Source organism: Rhodococcus sp. NPDC060090, from assembly GCF_042729855.1.
Taxonomy (GTDB): Bacteria; Actinomycetota; Actinomycetes; order Mycobacteriales; family Mycobacteriaceae; genus Rhodococcus.
The window spans coordinates 208,774-225,742 of the sequence record NZ_JBHWXB010000008.1; the positions used below are offsets into that span (position 1 = coordinate 208,774).

Here is a 16,969-nt window from a genome sequence, read left to right on the forward strand (position 1 = left end):
ATTTTTTCTGGTTCTCTTGTTTTACTGCTGATTTTTGGGCTTTGTGCGCTTAAACCCTTATTTGTTCACCCCCGCCGTTTGCCGGGCTCGGATCCACACTTTTCTCATTTGAGGGCCGGGGCGAGCGCCGCAGCGACGAGGACACACACCAACGGCACTACCATCGCCACCGTCAGAGACGACACCTCGGAGATCCAGCCGATCGTCGCCGGTCCGGCCAGGAACCCGATATAGCCCAGTCCGACGACCCGTGACATGTTCTTACCCGGCGTGCCGGTCGCGATATTTCCTGCAGCGGTGAAGATCTGTGGGACCGCTCCCGAGAGGCCCAGACCGAACAACGCCCATCCCGTAAGTGTCAGTGGCAACCACGGCGACACCATCACCAGAGCCATCCCCGCTGCGGCCACGAGAGTGCCGTACCGGACCACGGCGACACCGCCGATTCGCGCGCTGACCCGATCGGCGACGAACCGGCCCAGCGTCATCGTCGCGGAGAACGCACCGAACGCCAGCGCCGCCACGGAATCTGCCGCGTTCAGATGCTCCTTCACCTGGAGGGCACTCCAGTCGTTGGCGACGCCCTCGCTGAGCATCAGCCCGAACGCGACGCCGCCGAGCAGGATCACCCGCGCCGAGTAACCACCTCTGCCGCGCTCGGCAGGTGTGTGCGGCATCGGCTCGCTTCGTACGAGATGACGCCCCGCCCACAGGATCGCGACGAGACCGACGGCGCCGGCCGCTGCCAACGTCACGGGTGGGTCGATGCCCGCGGCGAGTGTCGCGGCACCGACGAGCGACCCGGCGATTCCACCCATCGAGAACAATCCGTGGAACGCAGCCATGATCGGGCGGTGATAACGCCGTTCGACAACCACGGCTTGAGAATTCATCGACACATCGAGCGCGCCGTTCGCGAAACCGAACAGGACCAGGGCGACGGCGAGCTGCCACGGTGTGGTCGCGAGTCCGGGGCCGACCACCGCGAACGCGAGTATCGCGCCGAACACCAGCGTGGTGCGGTCGCTGCCGAAGCGGTCGGCGAGGTACCCCGTCGCCTGCATTCCTCCGATGGCACCGACCGCGAGGGCGAGCAGCAGCGTCCCCAGCGCGCCGTTACCGATACCCACCCGTTGCTGGACCACCGGGATGTGGACGACCCACATCGCGAGGAGGAAGCCGTTGACACCGAAGACGGTGAACACGGCGGCGCGTGCGCGGGTGAGGACAGTATCGATCACGGAACTCCACGCTAGCGTTCCTGCGGAGTTCTGCTCGGTGGGCCGTCAGGGCGCCGAGACGAGTGTCGGCACCGGATCCTTCAGGACCGCACCGATCGCTGCCAGGGCGCACCCGGCCTGTTCGCCGTCGACGAGCCGATGATCGAACGCCAGCGACAATGTCGCGACCTTCCGCACCGCGAGCGCTCCGTCGACCACCCACGGCCGGTCCGAGATCGCCCCGACCGCCAGAATCGCCGCTTCCCCTGGATTGAGGATCGGGGTACCGGCATCGATACCGAACACTCCCACGTTGGTGATCGAGATAGTCGACCCCGTCAAGTTCGACGGGGACGCCTCTCCGGACCTCGCGCTGCCGGCAGCCGCGGCGATCGCGCCTGACAGTTCGGGAAGCCGCATCTCGTGCGCGTCGCGCACCACGGGCACCTTCAGACCCTCGTCGGTGGCCGTTGCAATGCCCAGGTGTACACGGTGGTGGGTCACGATCTCCTGGGCTTCCTCGTCCCATGACGAGTTCAACGACGGTTCGTCGGCTATGGCCCGCACCAGTGCGGTCGCGACGATCGCCAGCGACGTCAAGTGCGTGCCGTCGAACGGCGGCGACGAGCGCAGCCGCGTCACCAACTCGACGGTGTTCGTCACGTCGCACGTGAGAAACAGCGTTGCGTGTGGCGCCGAGAATGCACTGCGTGTGACGGCCGCGGCACTGCGCTTGCGGATTCCGCGGATGGGGACACGTGTCTCGTCCTCGGATATTGATGTCTGTGTCGGTGCCCCGTCGGCGTTGCGCCGGACATCGGCGCGAGTGATCACGCCACCCGGGCCGGTGCCCTCGACGGTGGCGAGGTCGACGCCGAGTTCCTTCGCCTCGCGCCTCGCCCCGGGTTTCGCGTCGGGCCGGCGTACGAGAGCACCGCTGCTGCTCGGCTCTGCGTCGGGCTCGGGCTTTCGGGAGCCGCGTCTGCTCACCGGCGCCTCGCCGGGACCGTAGCCGACGAGAACCTGCGGTCGCTGCTCGGTCGCCTGTTCTTCGGGTCCGGTGGACGTGGAATCGGTCTCGGCGCCACTGCCGTCCGGCACGGTGATCCGCAGCAACGGAGCACCCACCGGCACGGTGTCGCCGGGGGAGGCCAGCAACTCGGCGACGGTCCCGGCGTACGGCGACGGCAACTCGACCGTCGCCTTCGCCGTTTCCACCTCGGCGATCACCTGATTGAGTTCGACGTGATCGCCCACCTGGACCGTCCACACGATCAGATCCGCGTCGGCCAGACCCTCACCCAGGTCGGGCAACCGGAATTCCTTGGCAGTGTCCACTCTCGGTTCTCCGTTGCTCACGCCGCGAAGCTGCGGTCGACGGCATCGAGAATCCGGTCCGGGTCGGGGCGGTGATGGGATTCGAGTTTCGCCGGGGGGTAGGGAATGTCGAATCCGCCGACCCGGAGCACCGGGGCTTCGAGTTGATAGAAGCACCTTTCGCTGATACGCGCCGCGATCTCGGCTCCGATCCCGCAGAAGACCGGCGCCTCCTGCACGACGACGAGCCGGCCCGTGCGGCGCACCGATTCCTCGATGGTGTCGAAATCGATGGGCGAGAGGGATCGCAGGTCGATCACCTCGATCGAATGTCCTTCGCTCTCGGCAATATTCGCGGCCTGCAATGCCGTGGTCATGAGCGCACCGAAAGTCACGAGTGTGGCGTCGGTCCCGGCGCGGGCGATGCGGGCTCGGTCGAGAGGTAGTTCCGGTGCCGCGTCGATGTCGACCGGTCCGCGTTCCCAGTAGCGGTGTTTCGGTTCGAGGAAGATCACCGGATCGTCGAGCGTGACGGACTGCTGGATCATCGCGAACGCGTCTGCGGGGTTGCTGGGGGAGACCACCCGTAGGCCCGCGGTGTGGGTGAAGTACACCTCGGGCGATTCCGAATGGTGCTCTACCGCGCCGATTCCGCCGCCGTACGGGATACGGATGGTCAGCGGTGCCCGGACGGCGCCCGCGGTGCGGTAGTGGATCTTCGCGACCTGCGAGACGATCTGGTCGAACGCGGGATACACGAACCCGTCGAACTGGATCTCGCACACCGGCCGGTAGCCGCGCAGTGCCATCCCGAACGCGGCGCCGATGATCCCGGATTCGGCCAGTGGTGTGTCGATGACCCGGCCGTCACCGAAATCCTTCTGCAGCGTGTCGGTGATGCGGAAGACCCCGCCCAGCCGGCCCACGTCCTCGCCCATGATCACGACCTTGCGATCGTGTTCGAGTGCGCGACGCAGACCTGCATTGAGGGCTGCGCCGAGTGTCATCGTCGTGGTGGTCGTCGTCGTGGTGGTCATCTTCCGGCCTCCTCGGTGGACACGAAACTCGCGAGGTAGTTCGCGTAGTCGGCGCGTTCTCGTTCGAGCAGTGGATGCGCGGTGGTGTACACGTGGTCGAACATGCTCAGCGGCTCGGGATCGGGTAGGTCGAGGGTGCCGCCGCGCAAGCGCGCCGCGGCTGCATCGGCCGCATCCTTCACCTCGGCGAAGAATGTGTCATCCGCAAGGTTCTCGCGGTCCAGTAGCTTGCGCACCCGCTCGATCGGGTCGCGTGCCCGCCATTCGTCGAGGTCGGCGTCGGTGCGGTAGCGGGTGGGGTCGTCGGAGGTGGTGTGCGGACCCATCCGGTAGGTCAGGGCCTCGACGAAGAACGGCCCCGCGCCGTCGCGCGCATGCCGGGCTGCGCGGCGGGTGACAGCGAGGACCGCGAGTACGTCGTTGCCGTCGACCTGCACGGCGGGCATACCGAACCCGGCGGCACGTTGCGCGATCGGGACCGGCGTCTGGAGGTGAGTGGGGGCGCTGATGGCCCAGTGATTGTTCTGGCAGAAGAACACGACGCCGACGCCCCAGCTCACCGCGAAGCCGAGCGCCTCGGACACATCGCCCTGGCTGGTGGCGCCGTCGCCGAAATAGGCGACGGTCGCGATATCGGCGCCGTCGAGCTTGGCGCCCATCGCGTATCCGGTGGCGTGCAACCCCTGCGAACCCACGACGATCGCGGGGTTCGTCATGTTCACGGTCGCGGGATCCCAACCGGAGTGCGCACATCCGCGCCACATCCGGGTCATGTCGGCGGGATCGACACCACGGCACCAGGCGACTCCGTGCTCGCGGTAACTGGTGAAGATGTAGTCGTCGCGTTCGAGCGCGTGGGCAGATCCGACCTGCGCGGCCTCCTGACCGGTGAGGGGCGCCCAGAGGCCGAGTTCGCCCTGCCGCTGGAGAGCGGTGGCTTCGGCGTCGAGCCGGCGGACGACGACCAGATCGCGGTACATCGTGCGCAGACACTCGGGATCGATGTCGGCAACCAGCGCGGCGTATTCGGGGTTGTGGACGCGCCTGCCGTCAGGCTGGATGAGCTGAACAGGATAGGTCGGGGATACCACCATCGTCGATCACCTCGTCGGTGCAGGACCGGATGCCCTTGTGGGACGGACCGGACTCGTAGTGTGCCGTACCTCACATGATCCACGTTCGGGGAGAGTGCGCAATCGACCGAGGTCGGATTGAGCAGGAAGCACGGGTACTCGCCGGTTTCGGGTGGCACACTGTGAAAGATGACCAATGTGGACGCGACCGACGCCCGTCTGCTGGTCGAGCTGGCGCGCACACCGCGGGCCACAGGTGTCGAGCTGGCGCAGCGTCTGGGGTTGTCCCGCAACACCGTGCAGGCGCGTCTTGCGCGATGGGATGCGGAAGGGCTGCTGGCATCGTTCGAGCGGCGGGTCGATCCGGTTGTGCTCGGCTATCCGCTCGCCGCGTATGTGGCGACGACGGTGGACCAGCATCGTCTCTCCGACGTCGTAGCGGCGCTGGAGCGGATCCCGGAGGTCGTCGAGGTCTACGGGCTCGCGGGCGCCATCGATCTGTCCGTCAAGATCGTCGCCCGCGACACGGACGACCTGTACCGGCTCGCCGGACAGATTCTCGAGATTCCCGGAGTGGAACGCACCAACATGTCGCTGGTGATGCGCGAACTGGTCCGGCAGCGCGCGGTGCCGCTGCTCGGGAAAATCCTCGGCGACGGATAGTGGCAGAACCGCCGGCCGGGCTCAGGTCGAGCGGGTGACGAGCTTCGTGACGGCCTTGCGGATCTGCTCGGGGATCGGGACGGGGTGTCGCGTGTTCATATCGACGTACACGTGGGCGAAACGCCCGGTGGCAGCCGGAACGAGCGTGCCGTCGGCCTCCTCACGGAACAGGGCCAGCGAGTAGGTTACCGACCGGCGGCCGAGGCTCTCGACGGCGAGTCCCACCTGAAGGCGATCGGGGAACGACAGTTCCGCCAGATAGCGGCACGAGGTTTCGGCGACCACGCCGACGACGTCGAGTTCGCGGATATCCACACCGGTCGTGGTCATCAGCCAACCGTTGATCGCCGAGTCGAAGTACGAGTAGTAGGTCACGTTGTCGACGTGGCCGTAGTGATCGTTGTCGGCCCAGCGGGTCTGCACCGGCCACAGCACCGGGAACTGCCCCGGGTCGGGAGGCGCTGAGGGTCTCGTCGGCTGGCGGTTGGTCACATCTCGACGATAGTGCTATACGGACAGCAATTCTGATCAACAGTGCCCACATTGCAGAACCGACACCGAAAAAGGGCGAATCGGGGCCCTTTGGCGGCACATCGGCCCGGCTCTGCGTGCCATCATTCGGTATGGCCGACCATAATGTCCTCATCTCCTCCACCGAACTCGCCGAACGTGTCGACGGCGGAAGACCGCCGATCCTGCTCGATGTGCGCTGGGCACTCGGCGACCGGCACGGCCGGGAGAACTACCGCGAAGGTCACATTCCGGGTGCGGTGTTCGTCGATCTCGACGCCGAACTCGCCGATCCTCCGTCACTCGAACTGGGACGGCACCCGTTGCCCGACATCGAACGCCTACAGGAGGAAGCCCGCGGATGGGGAATCTCCGAGGACTCCACGGTGGTGGCCTACGACGCGACCGGCTCGATGGCGGCGGCGCGCGCGTGGTGGCTGCTGAAGTGGGCGGGGGTGCCGGACGTCCGCCTGCTCGACGGCGGACTGCCCGCGTGGATCGCAGGAGGTCACGCGGTCGCGGCCGGTCCGGGTGCGGAACACCGTCGGGGCACGATCACGCTCACCGTAGGGCACATGCCGACGGTCGGCATCGACGAAGCTGCAGAATTTCCGTCGCACGGGGTGCTGCTCGATGCGCGCACCGCGGAGCGCTATCTCGGGAGCGAGGAACCGGTGGACTCGCGCGCCGGGCACATCCCGGGCGCGATCAATGCGCCGACCGCCGGAAATCTCCGTGAGGACGGCACATTCCGGCCGGTCGATCAGCTCGCCGCCCGGTTCGCGGAACTGGGTGTGACGGGGGACGTGGCCGTGTACTGCGGGTCGGGGGTGAGCGCGGCGCACGAGATCGCAGCGCTGGCCATCGCGGGGATCGAGGCATCCCTGTTTCCGGGATCGTGGTCGCAGTGGTCCGGCGATACTCGTCGGGTCGTCGCAACGGGTTGACGGAGATGGCGACATGAATCGGACATAGCCGGAATGTGAACCGCTGTGTACGTTACCTCTGGTGACCTGTACAACCATGATGCGCGTGACCTTCCCTCTCCTGGCCACGGCCGTTGCCGGTGCGATGATCTTCACGCCCATCGCCGCTGCGGAGCCGGTCGATCCGGGAGCGCCCGCCGTATCCGAGTGCGTTCCCGCCGATGCCGTTCCCATCGACTCCGCGGCCGATCTCGGCGCGCTGACCGACCCGGCGGGAATCGAGACCTTCGCCGACGCGCGTGCCCGCATCGGTGCACTGCGCGACGTGCTCAGCCGAAGCGACGACTATCGCGGCACGTTCGTCCTCGCGTTCGACGAGATCCTCGCCTTGACCGAGCCGACCCTGACTTCGGGTGTCTACGACGATCCGGTGTGGGCGGAGAACCTGGCGGTGGAGGTGGTGCGGTTGTACATGTCCAACCTGCACGAATACGTCACCGGAGGCACTCCGGCCCCGCACTGGGCCTCGGCGCTCGCGCTCACCGAGCAGTGTGACCGGAGCCCGGGCCGGGTGCTCACCGGTGCGATCGTGGCGCACCTGGTGATCGACTTTCCCGAGGCGCTCGTGACGATCGGATCGACGCCGGAACGCACCCGTGACTTCTACACCTTCGGTGAGGCGCTCGTGGCCGCGGCGCCCGTGATCGCCGACGAATTCGAACGCGCATACGGAACGGATATGGGCCCGTTCTTCACCGGGTGGTTCGTCGGAGATCTCGTCGGTGACACCGCGACCACCACGTTCATGTTCCAGTCTGCGCGATCGGTGGCCTGGGTCAACAACTTCGGGTTGCAGAACCCCGCGACCCACGACCTCACCCGCGCCGAGATGAATCTCGCGGTCGACGCCGCGAGCGTCGTCCTCGACGGACTCGAGGCGATCGGGACCGTATGAGCATTTCGGTGCGCTAGCGGCGTGAGTACTCGGATGCGCGCCGGATCTGTTCGCCGGTGGGCCTGACGCCGGTGTACAGCTCGAACTGCAGTGCCGCCTGGAGAGCGATCACCTCGTCGCCGGTGATCGTCGGCACCCCGCGTTCGCGTGCAGCGCGCACGAGCGGGGTGTCGGGTGGCATTGCCACCACGTCGAACACCATCGACGCTGCGGCGATGACGTCGTTGGGGAAGGGTAGAGCCTCGGATTCCGCCCCGCCTCCCGCCATTCCGATGGGCGTGGCATTGACGAGGAGTCCCGGCGCCGTATCGGTCGTGTCGGTGCGCCACGCGTAGCCGTATTTCTGGGCCAGCGCCCTGCCGCTGACCTCGTTGCGTGCGACGACGGTGCCTTCGGTGAAACCGCTGTGGCGCAGGGCTGCGGCGACGGCCTTGGCCATGCCTCCGCTGCCGGCGATCGTGACGGGCAGGGCGGGGTCGACCGCGTGTGCGGCGAGCAGGTCGACCACGGCCTGGTAGTCGGTGTTGTAGGCGTGGAGGGCCCCGTCGTCGTTGACGATCGTGTTGACCGACTCGATCGCTCGTGCCGAGTCGTGAAGAACATCCACCAGCGACAGCACGGCTTCCTTGAACGGCATCGACACACCCGCACCGCGGATGCCCAGCCCGCGGATCCCGGCCACCGCGTCGCCGATGCCGGTGGGGCGGAATGCCTTGTACACGAAGTCGAGATCGAGTTCCTCGTAGAGGTAGTTGTGGAATCGGGTTCCGATGTTGCTGGGTCTGCCCGAGAGGGAGATGCACAACTGCGTGTCCTTGGAGATGCGCGAGGCCATTCCCATACGGTAGTCCGGCCACCGCTTGGAATTCTGTTCTCCCAAATGAGAATGAGGTATGTTCTCGCTATGGGAGACGATCTGGGAGCCGGCGGACTGCGATTCGAGCGTGAAGGTGCGATCGGATGGTGCACCATCGACCGCCCCGCCGCACGCAACGCATTCACCCCCGCCATGTACTACGGCCTCAAACGCGCCGTCCGGCTGGTCAACAACGACCCCGATCTGCGGGCGCTGATCATCACCGGAGTCGACGACGTCTTCGCGCCGGGCGGCGACCTGGGTGGCCGTGCGGAACCGGGCGACAACCTGCCGGAAGGGCTCTCCGGAGAAGAGGTCGTCCCGTTTCTGGCCATTCGCGACAGTCGCGCGCCCGTCATCTCCGCGGTCAACGGAATCTGCCAGGCGGGTGGGTTGCTCGTGGCCATGATGTCCGACATCGCAGTGGCCAGCGACCGCGCGACCTTCCGCGTGCCCGAACTCCTGCGTGGAATCCCCGACGCGACCTACGCCGCGACACTGCCCGCGCACATCGGCCTGGCCGCGGCCCGCGATCTGATCCTCTCGGCCCGCAAGTTCGATGCGGCCGAAGCCCTGCGTCTCGGCGTGATCTCCCGCGTCGTTCCGCACGACCAACTACGCGAAGCTGCGCTGACTGCAGCGCGCGAGGTGCTGCAGACCGCGCCGATCGCGCGAGCCCAGGTCAAACGCATGCTCAACGACCGGTACGGATTGATCGACTACCAGACCATGTTCGGTGCTCTCGAGACATCACAGGAACCCCGCGAAGGGATGAGGGCGTTCATGGAGAAGCGCGACCCGGAGTGGATTCCACAGAATCTGCCGACCGCCTGACGGTCACCTCTCCGGGCACGTCTCGGCCGCGTCGGCGAGGGCGCCGTGATCCTCCACGGTGATCGGCAACCCGTACCGCAGTGCGACCGTGAGGTACTTACCCGCAAACCAGCATCGATACCCGGCGGCGGGTGGTAGCCACCCGGAGGGGGTGTGGTCGCGTTTGGCCATGTTCGCGTTGCCGTCGACGGCAATCAGGTTGTACAGCACGTCGTTTGCGAACTGCCTGCGCAGTTCCACCGCCCACGTCGAGGCGCCGTGATCCCAGGCCGCCGCCAACGGATAAATGTGGTCGATGTGCACCGCATTCGCTTGCGCGCGCTGGAAGTCCACCCGCGCACCGGTGTACGGATCGTCGAGGGTCCCAGCGGTAACGATGCAGTCGCCGCTGCCCGGCCGGAGGACCACGTCGCGCAGGTCCCGCGCAAGCACGTTGTTGCGGGTGTCGCAGCCGTCGTGTCCGCCGGGCCCGGGGTGCTCGTCCGTCCACGCGTGCCCGAAGACGCAGCCGGCACCGCTTCCACAGTCGCGGTCGTAGCCACCGGGGTGCGGGCGCTCGGGTACCACCGTCACCGCAGTGAGTAATTCGTCGATCACGCTGCGCGACGGACTACCGGGGACGGGATCCGTCGCCCGAGTCGAGAAGTCGTACCACCACGACACGATCATCGTGATCACGACCGCCGCCACCCACCACTTCGCGTTCCCACCGGGCATCGGGAGATCGTGGCAGGTCGGCGTCGGGATGTCGTGTTCACGCGCCCCGAGGACTCCCGCGCGGGTCATGTCGCGTGCACGTGCCCACTCGGCGATCGGATCAGCCGTCGGTGGTCAACGGGAAACGTGTCGCGCGAATGGATGCGACGGTGCAGCCGTCGTGTCCGACGATCCATGAGCCACCCGACTGGCGGCATTCTGCGATCCGGTCGTAGACCCTGAGCAGGAAGAAGATCGCTTCCTCAGGACTGGGGGTCGCGGCGAGGCGATGTGACTCACCGTGCTTGGTGCCGTCGAGCCACACCCCGCACTGGCCGTCCAGACGCAACGTGGTGACGTGGTCCCAGTCGACGAACGCGTACTTCACCTGCTCCCACGGAGTATGCGTACTGTGGGTCTGCTCGAGAACCTGGATCAGGACGGGCATAGGCCCATCTTCCTCCGCTCGTGCGCCCCGATCCAGAGAGTCCGGCTCAGAACTGTCAGCGTCCGGAATTCTCACCTGACCGTCACGACCACCTTGCCGCGTGCGTGACCGTCTTCGACGAGCGCCAGTGCGCGACCGGCCTCGTGGAGTGGGAACGTGTGCTCGATCCTCGGATCGAGCACACCACTGACGATGAGCGCCGCGACACGCGCGAAGACATCGGTGGTGCGACGACGGTGGACGCCCGAACCACCGAGGTCGGAGGCGAGACCCGGATCGGCGACACTGACGATCCGCACATCGAGTCCGCACGCCGCAGCGGCGCGTGCGAGGACGTCCCCGCCCACCAGATCGACGATCACCGTCACCTTCCCGGCGTACTTCCCCGCCGCCACGATCCGGTCCTCACTGCCGGCGCCGGACTCGATCCAGATGCCGCCGTTCGCTTCGATGAGATCTGTTTTGCCTGCACTCGCGACACCGAGCACCGCCGCCCCCTGCGCGTGGGCCAGCTGGGTGACAGCGGAACCGACACCACCTCCGGCGCCGAGCACCAGCACGGTGTCGGCGTCGACGATCTCGAGCTGTTCGACGATGTCCAGCGCGGTGCCCGCAGCGACGGGAATGGTCGCGGCAGCGGCAAAGCCCAGTCCCTGGGGTTTGTGCGCGGTGCTGTCGGCGTTGAGCACCGTGTATTCGGCGTAACCTCCGAAGCCGGTGGCCGTCGACCCGAAGACGGCGTCACCGACCGCGAAATCCCGGCCGTTCTCACCCACCTCGATGACCACACCCGACACTTCGCGTCCCAGCACTGCGGGCAGCGTCACCGGGACCGTGTCCTTGCGCGTGCCTGCCCGCACCTTCCAGTCGGCCGGATTCACCCCGGCAGCGTGCACCGCGACGAGGAGCTGACCCGGGCCCGGCCTCGGTACTTCCAGGTCGAAGACCTGCTGGGTACCGGGGCCGCCGTACTCCGAGAATCCATACGCAATCGCCATCTTCACAGCCTGCCACCTCCGTCGTCGGCGAGGGCTGGCACCATATAGGGATGTTCTTGCACGGGCTCTGGTCACCTGGATCGGGCCTAGTGCTGTGGCGGGAACCGGACGAAACGGCCGCCGTCGCATCCGACGCATCCGAATCGGCGGGCCTCGTGGTGTCTGCAGATGATGCAGAGCTGCCGTCGGCGCTGCGCAGGTGGACGGACCGGCCGTTCAGGCACCGGGTCGAACTGACTCTGCCTGGCGACACGGAACCGCGCACCCTTCCCGCCGTGGCCATCGCACCGGCGGACGCGGCCGAACTCCTGCTCGACGTCCCACGCCGCGCCCAGGGCATTGCGGGAGATCTGCGATTCCTCGTGCACGTGGCGCGCGGCATCGAACGATGGGCGCAGGCCGGACGCGTGGCGCCGGAGCTGGCGCGCGCCGAGAAGCAGTGGTGGGCACGGTGGCGGCTCCTCGGCGGGGAGAAGACGCGTGCGTGGCTCGCAGAGCTCGCCGCGGCGATGCCGCCGGTCCAGCGGCAGCTCGGCCGTCCCGCTGCTCTGCTCGACGACATGTGCGCCGAGCTGACCGACCCGATCGTTCGCGGGTTGCACCGGCCGTCGACGTCGCTGCACCCCCTCGTTGCTGCGCTCGCCGACGGTAACCCACATCCGCGCGGCAGCCAGCGCATGGCCGATGCCCTCGAAGAGTGGCGGGCCAGCCTCGCGGGATTCGAACCCGATCTCGTGCTCCGACTTGTGGAACCCGACGACAGCGACGCCACAGACAGTGGCGCAAGAGACAGCGGCGCCGACGCGTTCTGGCGTCTCGAGGTGTGCCTGCGGACGGAAGGACAGTCGCCGGTTCCGCTGCCCGTGGAGTCGACCGACGCGCACCTGCTCCAGATCGGTGTCCGCAAGCTCGGCGCCGCCCTCAACGCGTACCCGCGACTGCAGGATGTCCCGCGCGATCCCGACACACTCGACCTCCTGCTGCCGACCCCGGTCGTGATCGATCTGGTCGAGCACGGCGCGCGCGCTCTGCAGTCGGCCGGAGTGTCGTTGCTGTTGCCGAGGGCGTGGGCCACGGTCGACCCGTCGCTGCGTCTGAAAGTGAACTCGTCCGTCGCACCCGTGACCGCCGACGAGAGCGCGGTGGGAATGAACGCGATCATCTCCTACGAGTGGCAGCTCGCCGTCGGCGACATGCTGCTCACTCATTCCGAGATGGAAGACCTCGTCGCCGCGAACAGTGACCTGGTGAAGCTGCGCGGTAAATGGGTCCGCGCCGACAACGAGGCGCTCGCACGCGCCGCCGAGTACGTCAATGCACATTCCGCGCAGGACGGGTCGCTCGGTTCACTGTTCGCGCAGTTCACCGGTGATGAGCCACCGCCGGTAGAGGTCACCGACATCACCGCGTCCGGGTGGATCGAGACGCTGCTCGACGGCCAGGTGCATCCCGAGCCGGTGTCGGTGCCGAAGGATCTGCGCACCGAGCTGCGGCCGTACCAGCAGCGAGGACTCGACTGGCTCGCGTTCATGACCCGGCTCGGTCTCGGCGCGGTGCTCGCCGACGACATGGGCCTGGGTAAGACGGTGCAGGTGCTCGCACTGCTCGCCCACGAACGCGAGGTGGAACGGGCGGACGGTTCCGCGGCCCTGTATTCCGCACCGGTCTCGCACCCCGCGCCGACGCTGCTGGTGTGCCCGATGTCTGTCGTCGGCAACTGGCACCGGGAGGCCGAGCGGTTCGTTCCCGGCCTGCGCGTGCACGTACACCACGGTCCTCAGCGTCTGCGGGGGAAGGCCCTCGCTGCAGCTGTCGCCGATCACGATCTGGTGATCACCACGTACGCGATCGTCGCGCGCGATATCGCGCAGTTGGTGGAGTTGTCGTGGCGGCGGGTCGTGCTCGACGAGGCGCAGCACGTGAAGAACGCGAGCACAGGACAGTCACGGGCCACCCGCGCAATTCCCGCGGCGCACCGCATCGCGCTCACCGGTACCCCGGTCGAGAACCGCCTCGAGGAACTTCGGTCGATCCTGGATTTCGCGAATCCGAGGTTGCTCGGTAGCGCCGCAGGATTCCGGGCGAAATTCGCGGTGCCCATCGAACGCGACCACGATTCGGCGGCCGCCGCGCGACTGCGCGCACTGACGGCGCCGTTCGTGTTGCGGCGCGTCAAGACCGACCCGGACGTGATTTCCGATCTGCCCGAGAAGTTCGAGCAGACCGTCCGCGCCAACCTCACCGCCGAACAGGCCGCGCTGTACCGCGCGGTCGTCGACGACATGATGCGCAAGATCCGCGACAAAGAGGGAATGGCCAGGAAGGGGGCGGTGCTGGCGGCGCTGACCCGCCTCAAACAGGTGTGCAACCATCCCGCTCACTATCTGGGCGACGGGTCGCCGGTGCTACGCCGTGGCCGGCACCGGTCGGGCAAACTCGGATTGATCGAGGACATCGTCGAATCGGTGCTCGCCGACGGCGAGAAGGTGCTGCTGTTCACGCAGTTCCGGGAGTTCGGCACCCTCATCGCTCCCTATCTCGAGCAGCGGTTCGCGGCCGAGGTGCCGTTTCTGCACGGCGGTGTACCGAAGGGGAAACGCGACGACATGGTTACTCGGTTCCAACAGGAAGGTGCGGGGCCTCCGATCATGCTGCTGTCGCTCAAGGCGGGCGGCACGGGCCTGAACCTGACGGCCGCCAACCACGTGGTGCACCTGGACCGATGGTGGAACCCGGCGGTCGAGAACCAGGCCACCGACCGTGCCTTCCGCATCGGGCAACGCCGCGACGTGCAGGTGCGCAAGCTGGTGTGTGTGGGGACGGTCGAAGAACGGATCGACGAAATGCTCACCGGTAAACAGGAACTCGCCGACCTTGCGGTCGGTGTGGGGGAGAACTGGATCACCGAACTGTCCACGGATCAGTTGCACTCGCTGCTGACTCTCGGAGACGACGCGGTGGGTGACTGATGGCGGGCCGGGGCGAGCGAAGCGACGGGGCATTTCAGAGGAGCAGTTCCAGGAAGTACGACGGGTCTCGGCCGGTGGCGCACGGCGTGGAGGCGCGCACCAAACGCGGCGCGATCGGCCGCAGTTGGTGGTCGAAAGAACTGATCGCGGCCATGGAGCAGGCGGCAGACAAGGGACGGCTGACTCGAGGACGCGCGTATGCACGTTCGGGTCAGGTGGTGTCGATGCGACTCGAACCCGGCGCGGCGATCGGCGACGTGCAGGGCAGTCAGCTGCGCCCGTTCACGTCCACCGTCACGGTGCGCACGCTGTCCGAGGAGGCCGTCGGCGAACTGATCGAGCAGGTGCGTTCGTCGCCCGGGCTGCTCGCGCGCGTGGCCGGGGGAGTTCTCCCCGAAGAACTCGGGCCGCTGTTGCTGCCCCGCAGAGCGGGGGAGCTGGACTTCGACTGTACGTGCCCCGACGACGGCTGGCCGTGCAAACACGCTGCGGCGGTGGCGTTCCTGTTGGCTGAGCATGTCGACGAGAACCCGTTGTCCGTCCTGACGCTGCGTGGTGTCGACCTGTCGATGCTCATCGGTGGGGTCGAGGAGGAGGCGCCCGACGACGGCGACTTCTACGGCGAGGAGACCGAACTGCCGGAACTTCCGGTCGAGCGCTTCCGGCCTGCCCTCGACGACTTGGATCCGATGTTGCTGCGCCGGGCATTGCGGGCGGGCGGAACCGATGAGGCCGTCGTGATCCGGGGGATGTCCGATCTCGAGGATCTCTACCGCCGTCTGCGCTGATCCGCCCGCTCGGATTGCAGTGGCCCGGCATGTGACGGTAGACATACGTGGACTTCCGACTATAGGATGGGCGAAGACTTCGGGCGGTCTCGGACTTCCCGGTCATCGACACGACTATCTCTGAGGACGGTTCGACATGAGCGTTCGAGAACTCACCCACTTCGTCGGCGGCGAGCACATTCCCGGTGCCTCCGGTCGCTACGCCGACGTCTTCGATCCCAACACCGGAGCCGTTCAGGCGCGAGTGCCGCTCGCCGACACCACCGAGGTCGAAGCGGTCATCGCCAACGCTGCCGAAGCGCAGAAGGTATGGGCATCCTGGAACCCGCAGAAGCGCGTCCGCGTCCTGATGAAGTTCGTGCAGCTCGTGCAGGACAACATGGACGAGCTGGCGCACCTGCTGTCGAGCGAGCACGGTAAGACCCTCGCCGACGCCAAGGGCGACGTCCAGCGCGGCCTCGAGGTCGTCGAGGTGTGCCTCGGTGCTCCCCACATGCTCAAGGGCGAGTACACCGAAACGGCAGGCACCGGCATCGACGTCTACTCGATGCGTCAGCCCCTGGGAGTCGTCGCAGGCATCACCCCGTTCAACTTCCCGGCCATGATCCCGCTGTGGAAGGCAGGTCCGGCCCTCGCCTCCGGTAACGCATTCGTCCTCAAGCCGTCCGAGCGCGACCCGTCCGTGCCGCTGCGCCTGGCCGAGCTCTTCCTCGAGGCCGGCCTGCCCGCGGGCGTCTTCAATGTCGTCAACGGCGACAAGACGGCCGTCGACGTTCTGCTGAACGACAAGCGTGTCAAGGCCGTCGGCTTCGTGGGATCGACACCGATCGCGCAGTACATCTACGAGACCGCCGCGAAGAACGGCAAGCGTGCACAGTGCTTCGGTGGGGCGAAGAACCACGCGATCATCATGCCCGACGCCGACCTCGATCAGGTGGCCGATGCGCTGATCGGTGCCGCCTACGGTTCGGCCGGTGAACGCTGCATGGCGTTGTCGGTGGCCGTCCCCGTCGGTGAGGACACCGCCGATCGGCTCGTCGCCAAGCTCACCGAGCGCATCGCCGAACTGCGCATCGGCACCAGCTTCGACGAGAAGGCGGACTTCGGCCCCCTCGTGACCGCCGCGGCCCGCGACCGCGTCCACGAATACATCGGTAAGGGTGTCGACGAAGGCGCCGAACTCGTCGTGGACGGCCGCGGATTCGTCCTCGAAGGTCACGAGAATGGCTTCTTCTCGGGCGCAACACTGTTCGACAAGGTCACCACCGACATGACGATCTACAAGGAAGAGATCTTCGGACCGGTGCTGACAGTCGTTCGTGCACGCGACTACGAGGAAGCGCTGCGTCTGCCCACCGAGCACGAATACGGCAACGGCGTCGCGATCTTCACTCGCGACGGAGATACCGCCCGCGACTTCACCAATCGCGTCGAGGTCGGCATGGTCGGCGTCAACGTCCCCATCCCGGTGCCGATCGCGTACTACACCTTCGGCGGCTGGAAGGCCTCGGGCTTCGGCGATCTCAACCAGCACGGGCCCGACGCGTTCCGCTTCTACACCAAGACCAAGACGGTCACCCAGCGCTGGCCTTCCGGCGTCAAGGAAGGCGACCTCGAGGGCGCCCACGTGGCCGACACCGACCACTTCGTCATCCCGACCATGGACTAGGCGGCACCGA

The 16,969-nt window shown here is 67.0% G+C and carries 16 protein-coding genes; 7 read left to right on the forward strand and 9 right to left on the reverse strand.

Going from position 1 to position 16,969, the window contains the following annotated elements; translation table 11 throughout:
- Positions 1 to 104: 104 nt before the first annotated feature.
- From ACFWCF_RS13420 to pdhA, 4 genes are read right to left on the reverse strand one after another with little or no spacing between them, the layout of a single operon-like run.
- On the reverse strand, positions 105 to 1,238 hold the full coding sequence (locus tag ACFWCF_RS13420) for an MFS transporter (protein ID WP_378562076.1): 1,134 nt from the start codon (positions 1,236 to 1,238) through the stop codon (positions 105 to 107).
- Positions 1,239 to 1,286: 48 nt separating this feature from the next.
- Positions 1,287 to 2,558: a dihydrolipoamide acetyltransferase family protein gene (locus tag ACFWCF_RS13425; protein ID WP_378561941.1), complete on the reverse strand. Its 1,272-nt coding sequence runs from the start codon at positions 2,556 to 2,558 to the stop codon at positions 1,287 to 1,289.
- Positions 2,559 to 2,575: 17 nt separating this feature from the next.
- A complete protein-coding gene (locus ACFWCF_RS13430; protein WP_378561944.1) occupies positions 2,576 to 3,574 on the reverse strand; it encodes an alpha-ketoacid dehydrogenase subunit beta in 999 nt (332 codons plus the stop codon).
- The gene (gene pdhA, locus ACFWCF_RS13435) at positions 3,571 to 4,668 is read right to left on the reverse strand and encodes a pyruvate dehydrogenase (acetyl-transferring) E1 component subunit alpha (RefSeq protein ID WP_378561947.1); all 1,098 of its coding nucleotides are present in this window, start codon (positions 4,666 to 4,668) and stop codon (positions 3,571 to 3,573) included. Before pdhA ends, ACFWCF_RS13430 begins: the two co-directional genes overlap by 4 nt.
- 168 nt (positions 4,669 to 4,836) lie before the next feature.
- Here pdhA and ACFWCF_RS13440 point away from each other — a divergent pair, with 168 nt between their 5' ends.
- Positions 4,837 to 5,310, forward strand: coding sequence for an Lrp/AsnC family transcriptional regulator (locus ACFWCF_RS13440; RefSeq protein WP_378561950.1), 474 nt, complete (start codon positions 4,837 to 4,839; stop codon positions 5,308 to 5,310).
- 21 nt (positions 5,311 to 5,331) lie between these two features.
- On the opposite strand, the gene ACFWCF_RS13445 is transcribed toward ACFWCF_RS13440, so the two are convergent.
- A complete protein-coding gene (locus tag ACFWCF_RS13445; protein ID WP_378561953.1) occupies positions 5,332 to 5,802 on the reverse strand; it encodes an acyl-CoA thioesterase in 471 nt (156 codons plus the stop codon).
- Between the two features lie 131 nt (positions 5,803 to 5,933).
- Here ACFWCF_RS13445 and ACFWCF_RS13450 point away from each other — a divergent pair, with 131 nt between their 5' ends.
- Together ACFWCF_RS13450 and ACFWCF_RS13455 are read left to right on the forward strand one after the other, a co-directional pair.
- Complete coding sequence (locus ACFWCF_RS13450; protein ID WP_378561956.1) at positions 5,934 to 6,767, forward strand: sulfurtransferase; 834 nt, start codon at positions 5,934 to 5,936, stop codon at positions 6,765 to 6,767.
- Positions 6,768 to 6,852: 85 nt separating this feature from the next.
- Positions 6,853 to 7,701, forward strand: a complete 849-nt coding sequence (locus ACFWCF_RS13455) for a DUF5995 family protein (RefSeq protein ID WP_378561959.1) — start codon at positions 6,853 to 6,855, stop codon at positions 7,699 to 7,701.
- Positions 7,702 to 7,714: 13 nt separating this feature from the next.
- On the opposite strand, the gene ACFWCF_RS13460 is transcribed toward ACFWCF_RS13455, so the two are convergent.
- A complete protein-coding gene (locus ACFWCF_RS13460) occupies positions 7,715 to 8,536 on the reverse strand; it encodes a shikimate 5-dehydrogenase (RefSeq protein WP_378561962.1) in 822 nt (273 codons plus the stop codon).
- Positions 8,537 to 8,605: 69 nt separating this feature from the next.
- Between ACFWCF_RS13460 and ACFWCF_RS13465 the strand changes: the two genes are divergently transcribed.
- Positions 8,606 to 9,391 carry an enoyl-CoA hydratase/isomerase family protein gene (locus tag ACFWCF_RS13465; protein ID WP_378561965.1) on the forward strand — a complete coding sequence of 262 codons (786 nt, stop codon included), beginning with the start codon at positions 8,606 to 8,608 and terminating at the stop codon, positions 9,389 to 9,391.
- A gap of 3 nt (positions 9,392 to 9,394) precedes the next feature.
- Here the strand turns inward: ACFWCF_RS13465 and ACFWCF_RS13470 are convergent, their stop codons facing one another.
- The 3 genes from ACFWCF_RS13470 to ACFWCF_RS13480 all read right to left on the reverse strand — a co-directional run bounded on the left by ACFWCF_RS13470 (position 9,395) and on the right by ACFWCF_RS13480 (position 11,533).
- The gene (locus ACFWCF_RS13470) at positions 9,395 to 10,060 is read right to left on the reverse strand and encodes an HNH endonuclease family protein (protein WP_378562079.1); all 666 of its coding nucleotides are present in this window, start codon (positions 10,058 to 10,060) and stop codon (positions 9,395 to 9,397) included.
- Positions 10,061 to 10,208: 148 nt separating this feature from the next.
- The gene (locus tag ACFWCF_RS13475) at positions 10,209 to 10,535 is read right to left on the reverse strand and encodes a hypothetical protein (protein WP_378492233.1); all 327 of its coding nucleotides are present in this window, start codon (positions 10,533 to 10,535) and stop codon (positions 10,209 to 10,211) included.
- Between the two features lie 71 nt (positions 10,536 to 10,606).
- A complete protein-coding gene (locus tag ACFWCF_RS13480) occupies positions 10,607 to 11,533 on the reverse strand; it encodes an NADP-dependent oxidoreductase (protein ID WP_378561968.1) in 927 nt (308 codons plus the stop codon).
- 50 nt (positions 11,534 to 11,583) lie between these two features.
- Here ACFWCF_RS13480 and ACFWCF_RS13485 point away from each other — a divergent pair, with 50 nt between their 5' ends.
- From ACFWCF_RS13485 to ACFWCF_RS13495, 3 genes are all read left to right on the forward strand, one after another.
- A complete protein-coding gene (locus ACFWCF_RS13485) occupies positions 11,584 to 14,502 on the forward strand; it encodes a DEAD/DEAH box helicase (protein ID WP_378561971.1) in 2,919 nt (972 codons plus the stop codon).
- Positions 14,502 to 15,290 carry an SWIM zinc finger family protein gene (locus ACFWCF_RS13490; RefSeq protein WP_378561974.1) on the forward strand — a complete coding sequence of 263 codons (789 nt, stop codon included), beginning with the start codon at positions 14,502 to 14,504 and terminating at the stop codon, positions 15,288 to 15,290. The genes ACFWCF_RS13485 and ACFWCF_RS13490 overlap by 1 nt, the downstream gene beginning before the upstream one ends.
- Positions 15,291 to 15,426: 136 nt before the next feature.
- Positions 15,427 to 16,959, forward strand: a complete 1,533-nt coding sequence (locus ACFWCF_RS13495; protein WP_378561977.1) for a CoA-acylating methylmalonate-semialdehyde dehydrogenase — start codon at positions 15,427 to 15,429, stop codon at positions 16,957 to 16,959.
- The last annotated feature ends 10 nt before the right edge of the window (positions 16,960 to 16,969 follow it).

Excerpts from the sequence above, each read along its gene's own strand:
- ACFWCF_RS13460 (WP_378561962.1), bottom strand. The coding sequence starts at position 8,536 with ATGGCCTCGCGCATCTCCAAGGACACGCAGTTGTGCATCTCCCTCTCG.
- ACFWCF_RS13485 (WP_378561971.1), top strand. The coding sequence starts at position 11,584 with ATGTTCTTGCACGGGCTCTGGTCACCTGGATCGGGCCTAGTGCTGTGG.
- ACFWCF_RS13440 (WP_378561950.1), top strand. The coding sequence starts at position 4,837 with ATGACCAATGTGGACGCGACCGACGCCCGTCTGCTGGTCGAGCTGGCG.
- ACFWCF_RS13480 (WP_378561968.1), bottom strand. The coding sequence starts at position 11,533 with ATGGCGATTGCGTATGGATTCTCGGAGTACGGCGGCCCCGGTACCCAG.
- ACFWCF_RS13450 (WP_378561956.1), top strand. The coding sequence starts at position 5,934 with ATGGCCGACCATAATGTCCTCATCTCCTCCACCGAACTCGCCGAACGT.
- ACFWCF_RS13430 (WP_378561944.1), bottom strand. The coding sequence starts at position 3,574 with ATGACCACCACGACGACGACCACCACGACGATGACACTCGGCGCAGCC.
- ACFWCF_RS13470 (WP_378562079.1), bottom strand. The coding sequence starts at position 10,060 with ATGATCGTGTCGTGGTGGTACGACTTCTCGACTCGGGCGACGGATCCC.
- pdhA (WP_378561947.1), bottom strand. The coding sequence starts at position 4,668 with ATGGTGGTATCCCCGACCTATCCTGTTCAGCTCATCCAGCCTGACGGC.
- ACFWCF_RS13495 (WP_378561977.1), top strand. The coding sequence starts at position 15,427 with ATGAGCGTTCGAGAACTCACCCACTTCGTCGGCGGCGAGCACATTCCC.
- ACFWCF_RS13475 (WP_378492233.1), bottom strand. The coding sequence starts at position 10,535 with ATGCCCGTCCTGATCCAGGTTCTCGAGCAGACCCACAGTACGCATACT.
- ACFWCF_RS13465 (WP_378561965.1), top strand. The coding sequence starts at position 8,606 with ATGGGAGACGATCTGGGAGCCGGCGGACTGCGATTCGAGCGTGAAGGT.
- ACFWCF_RS13490 (WP_378561974.1), top strand. The coding sequence starts at position 14,502 with ATGGCGGGCCGGGGCGAGCGAAGCGACGGGGCATTTCAGAGGAGCAGT.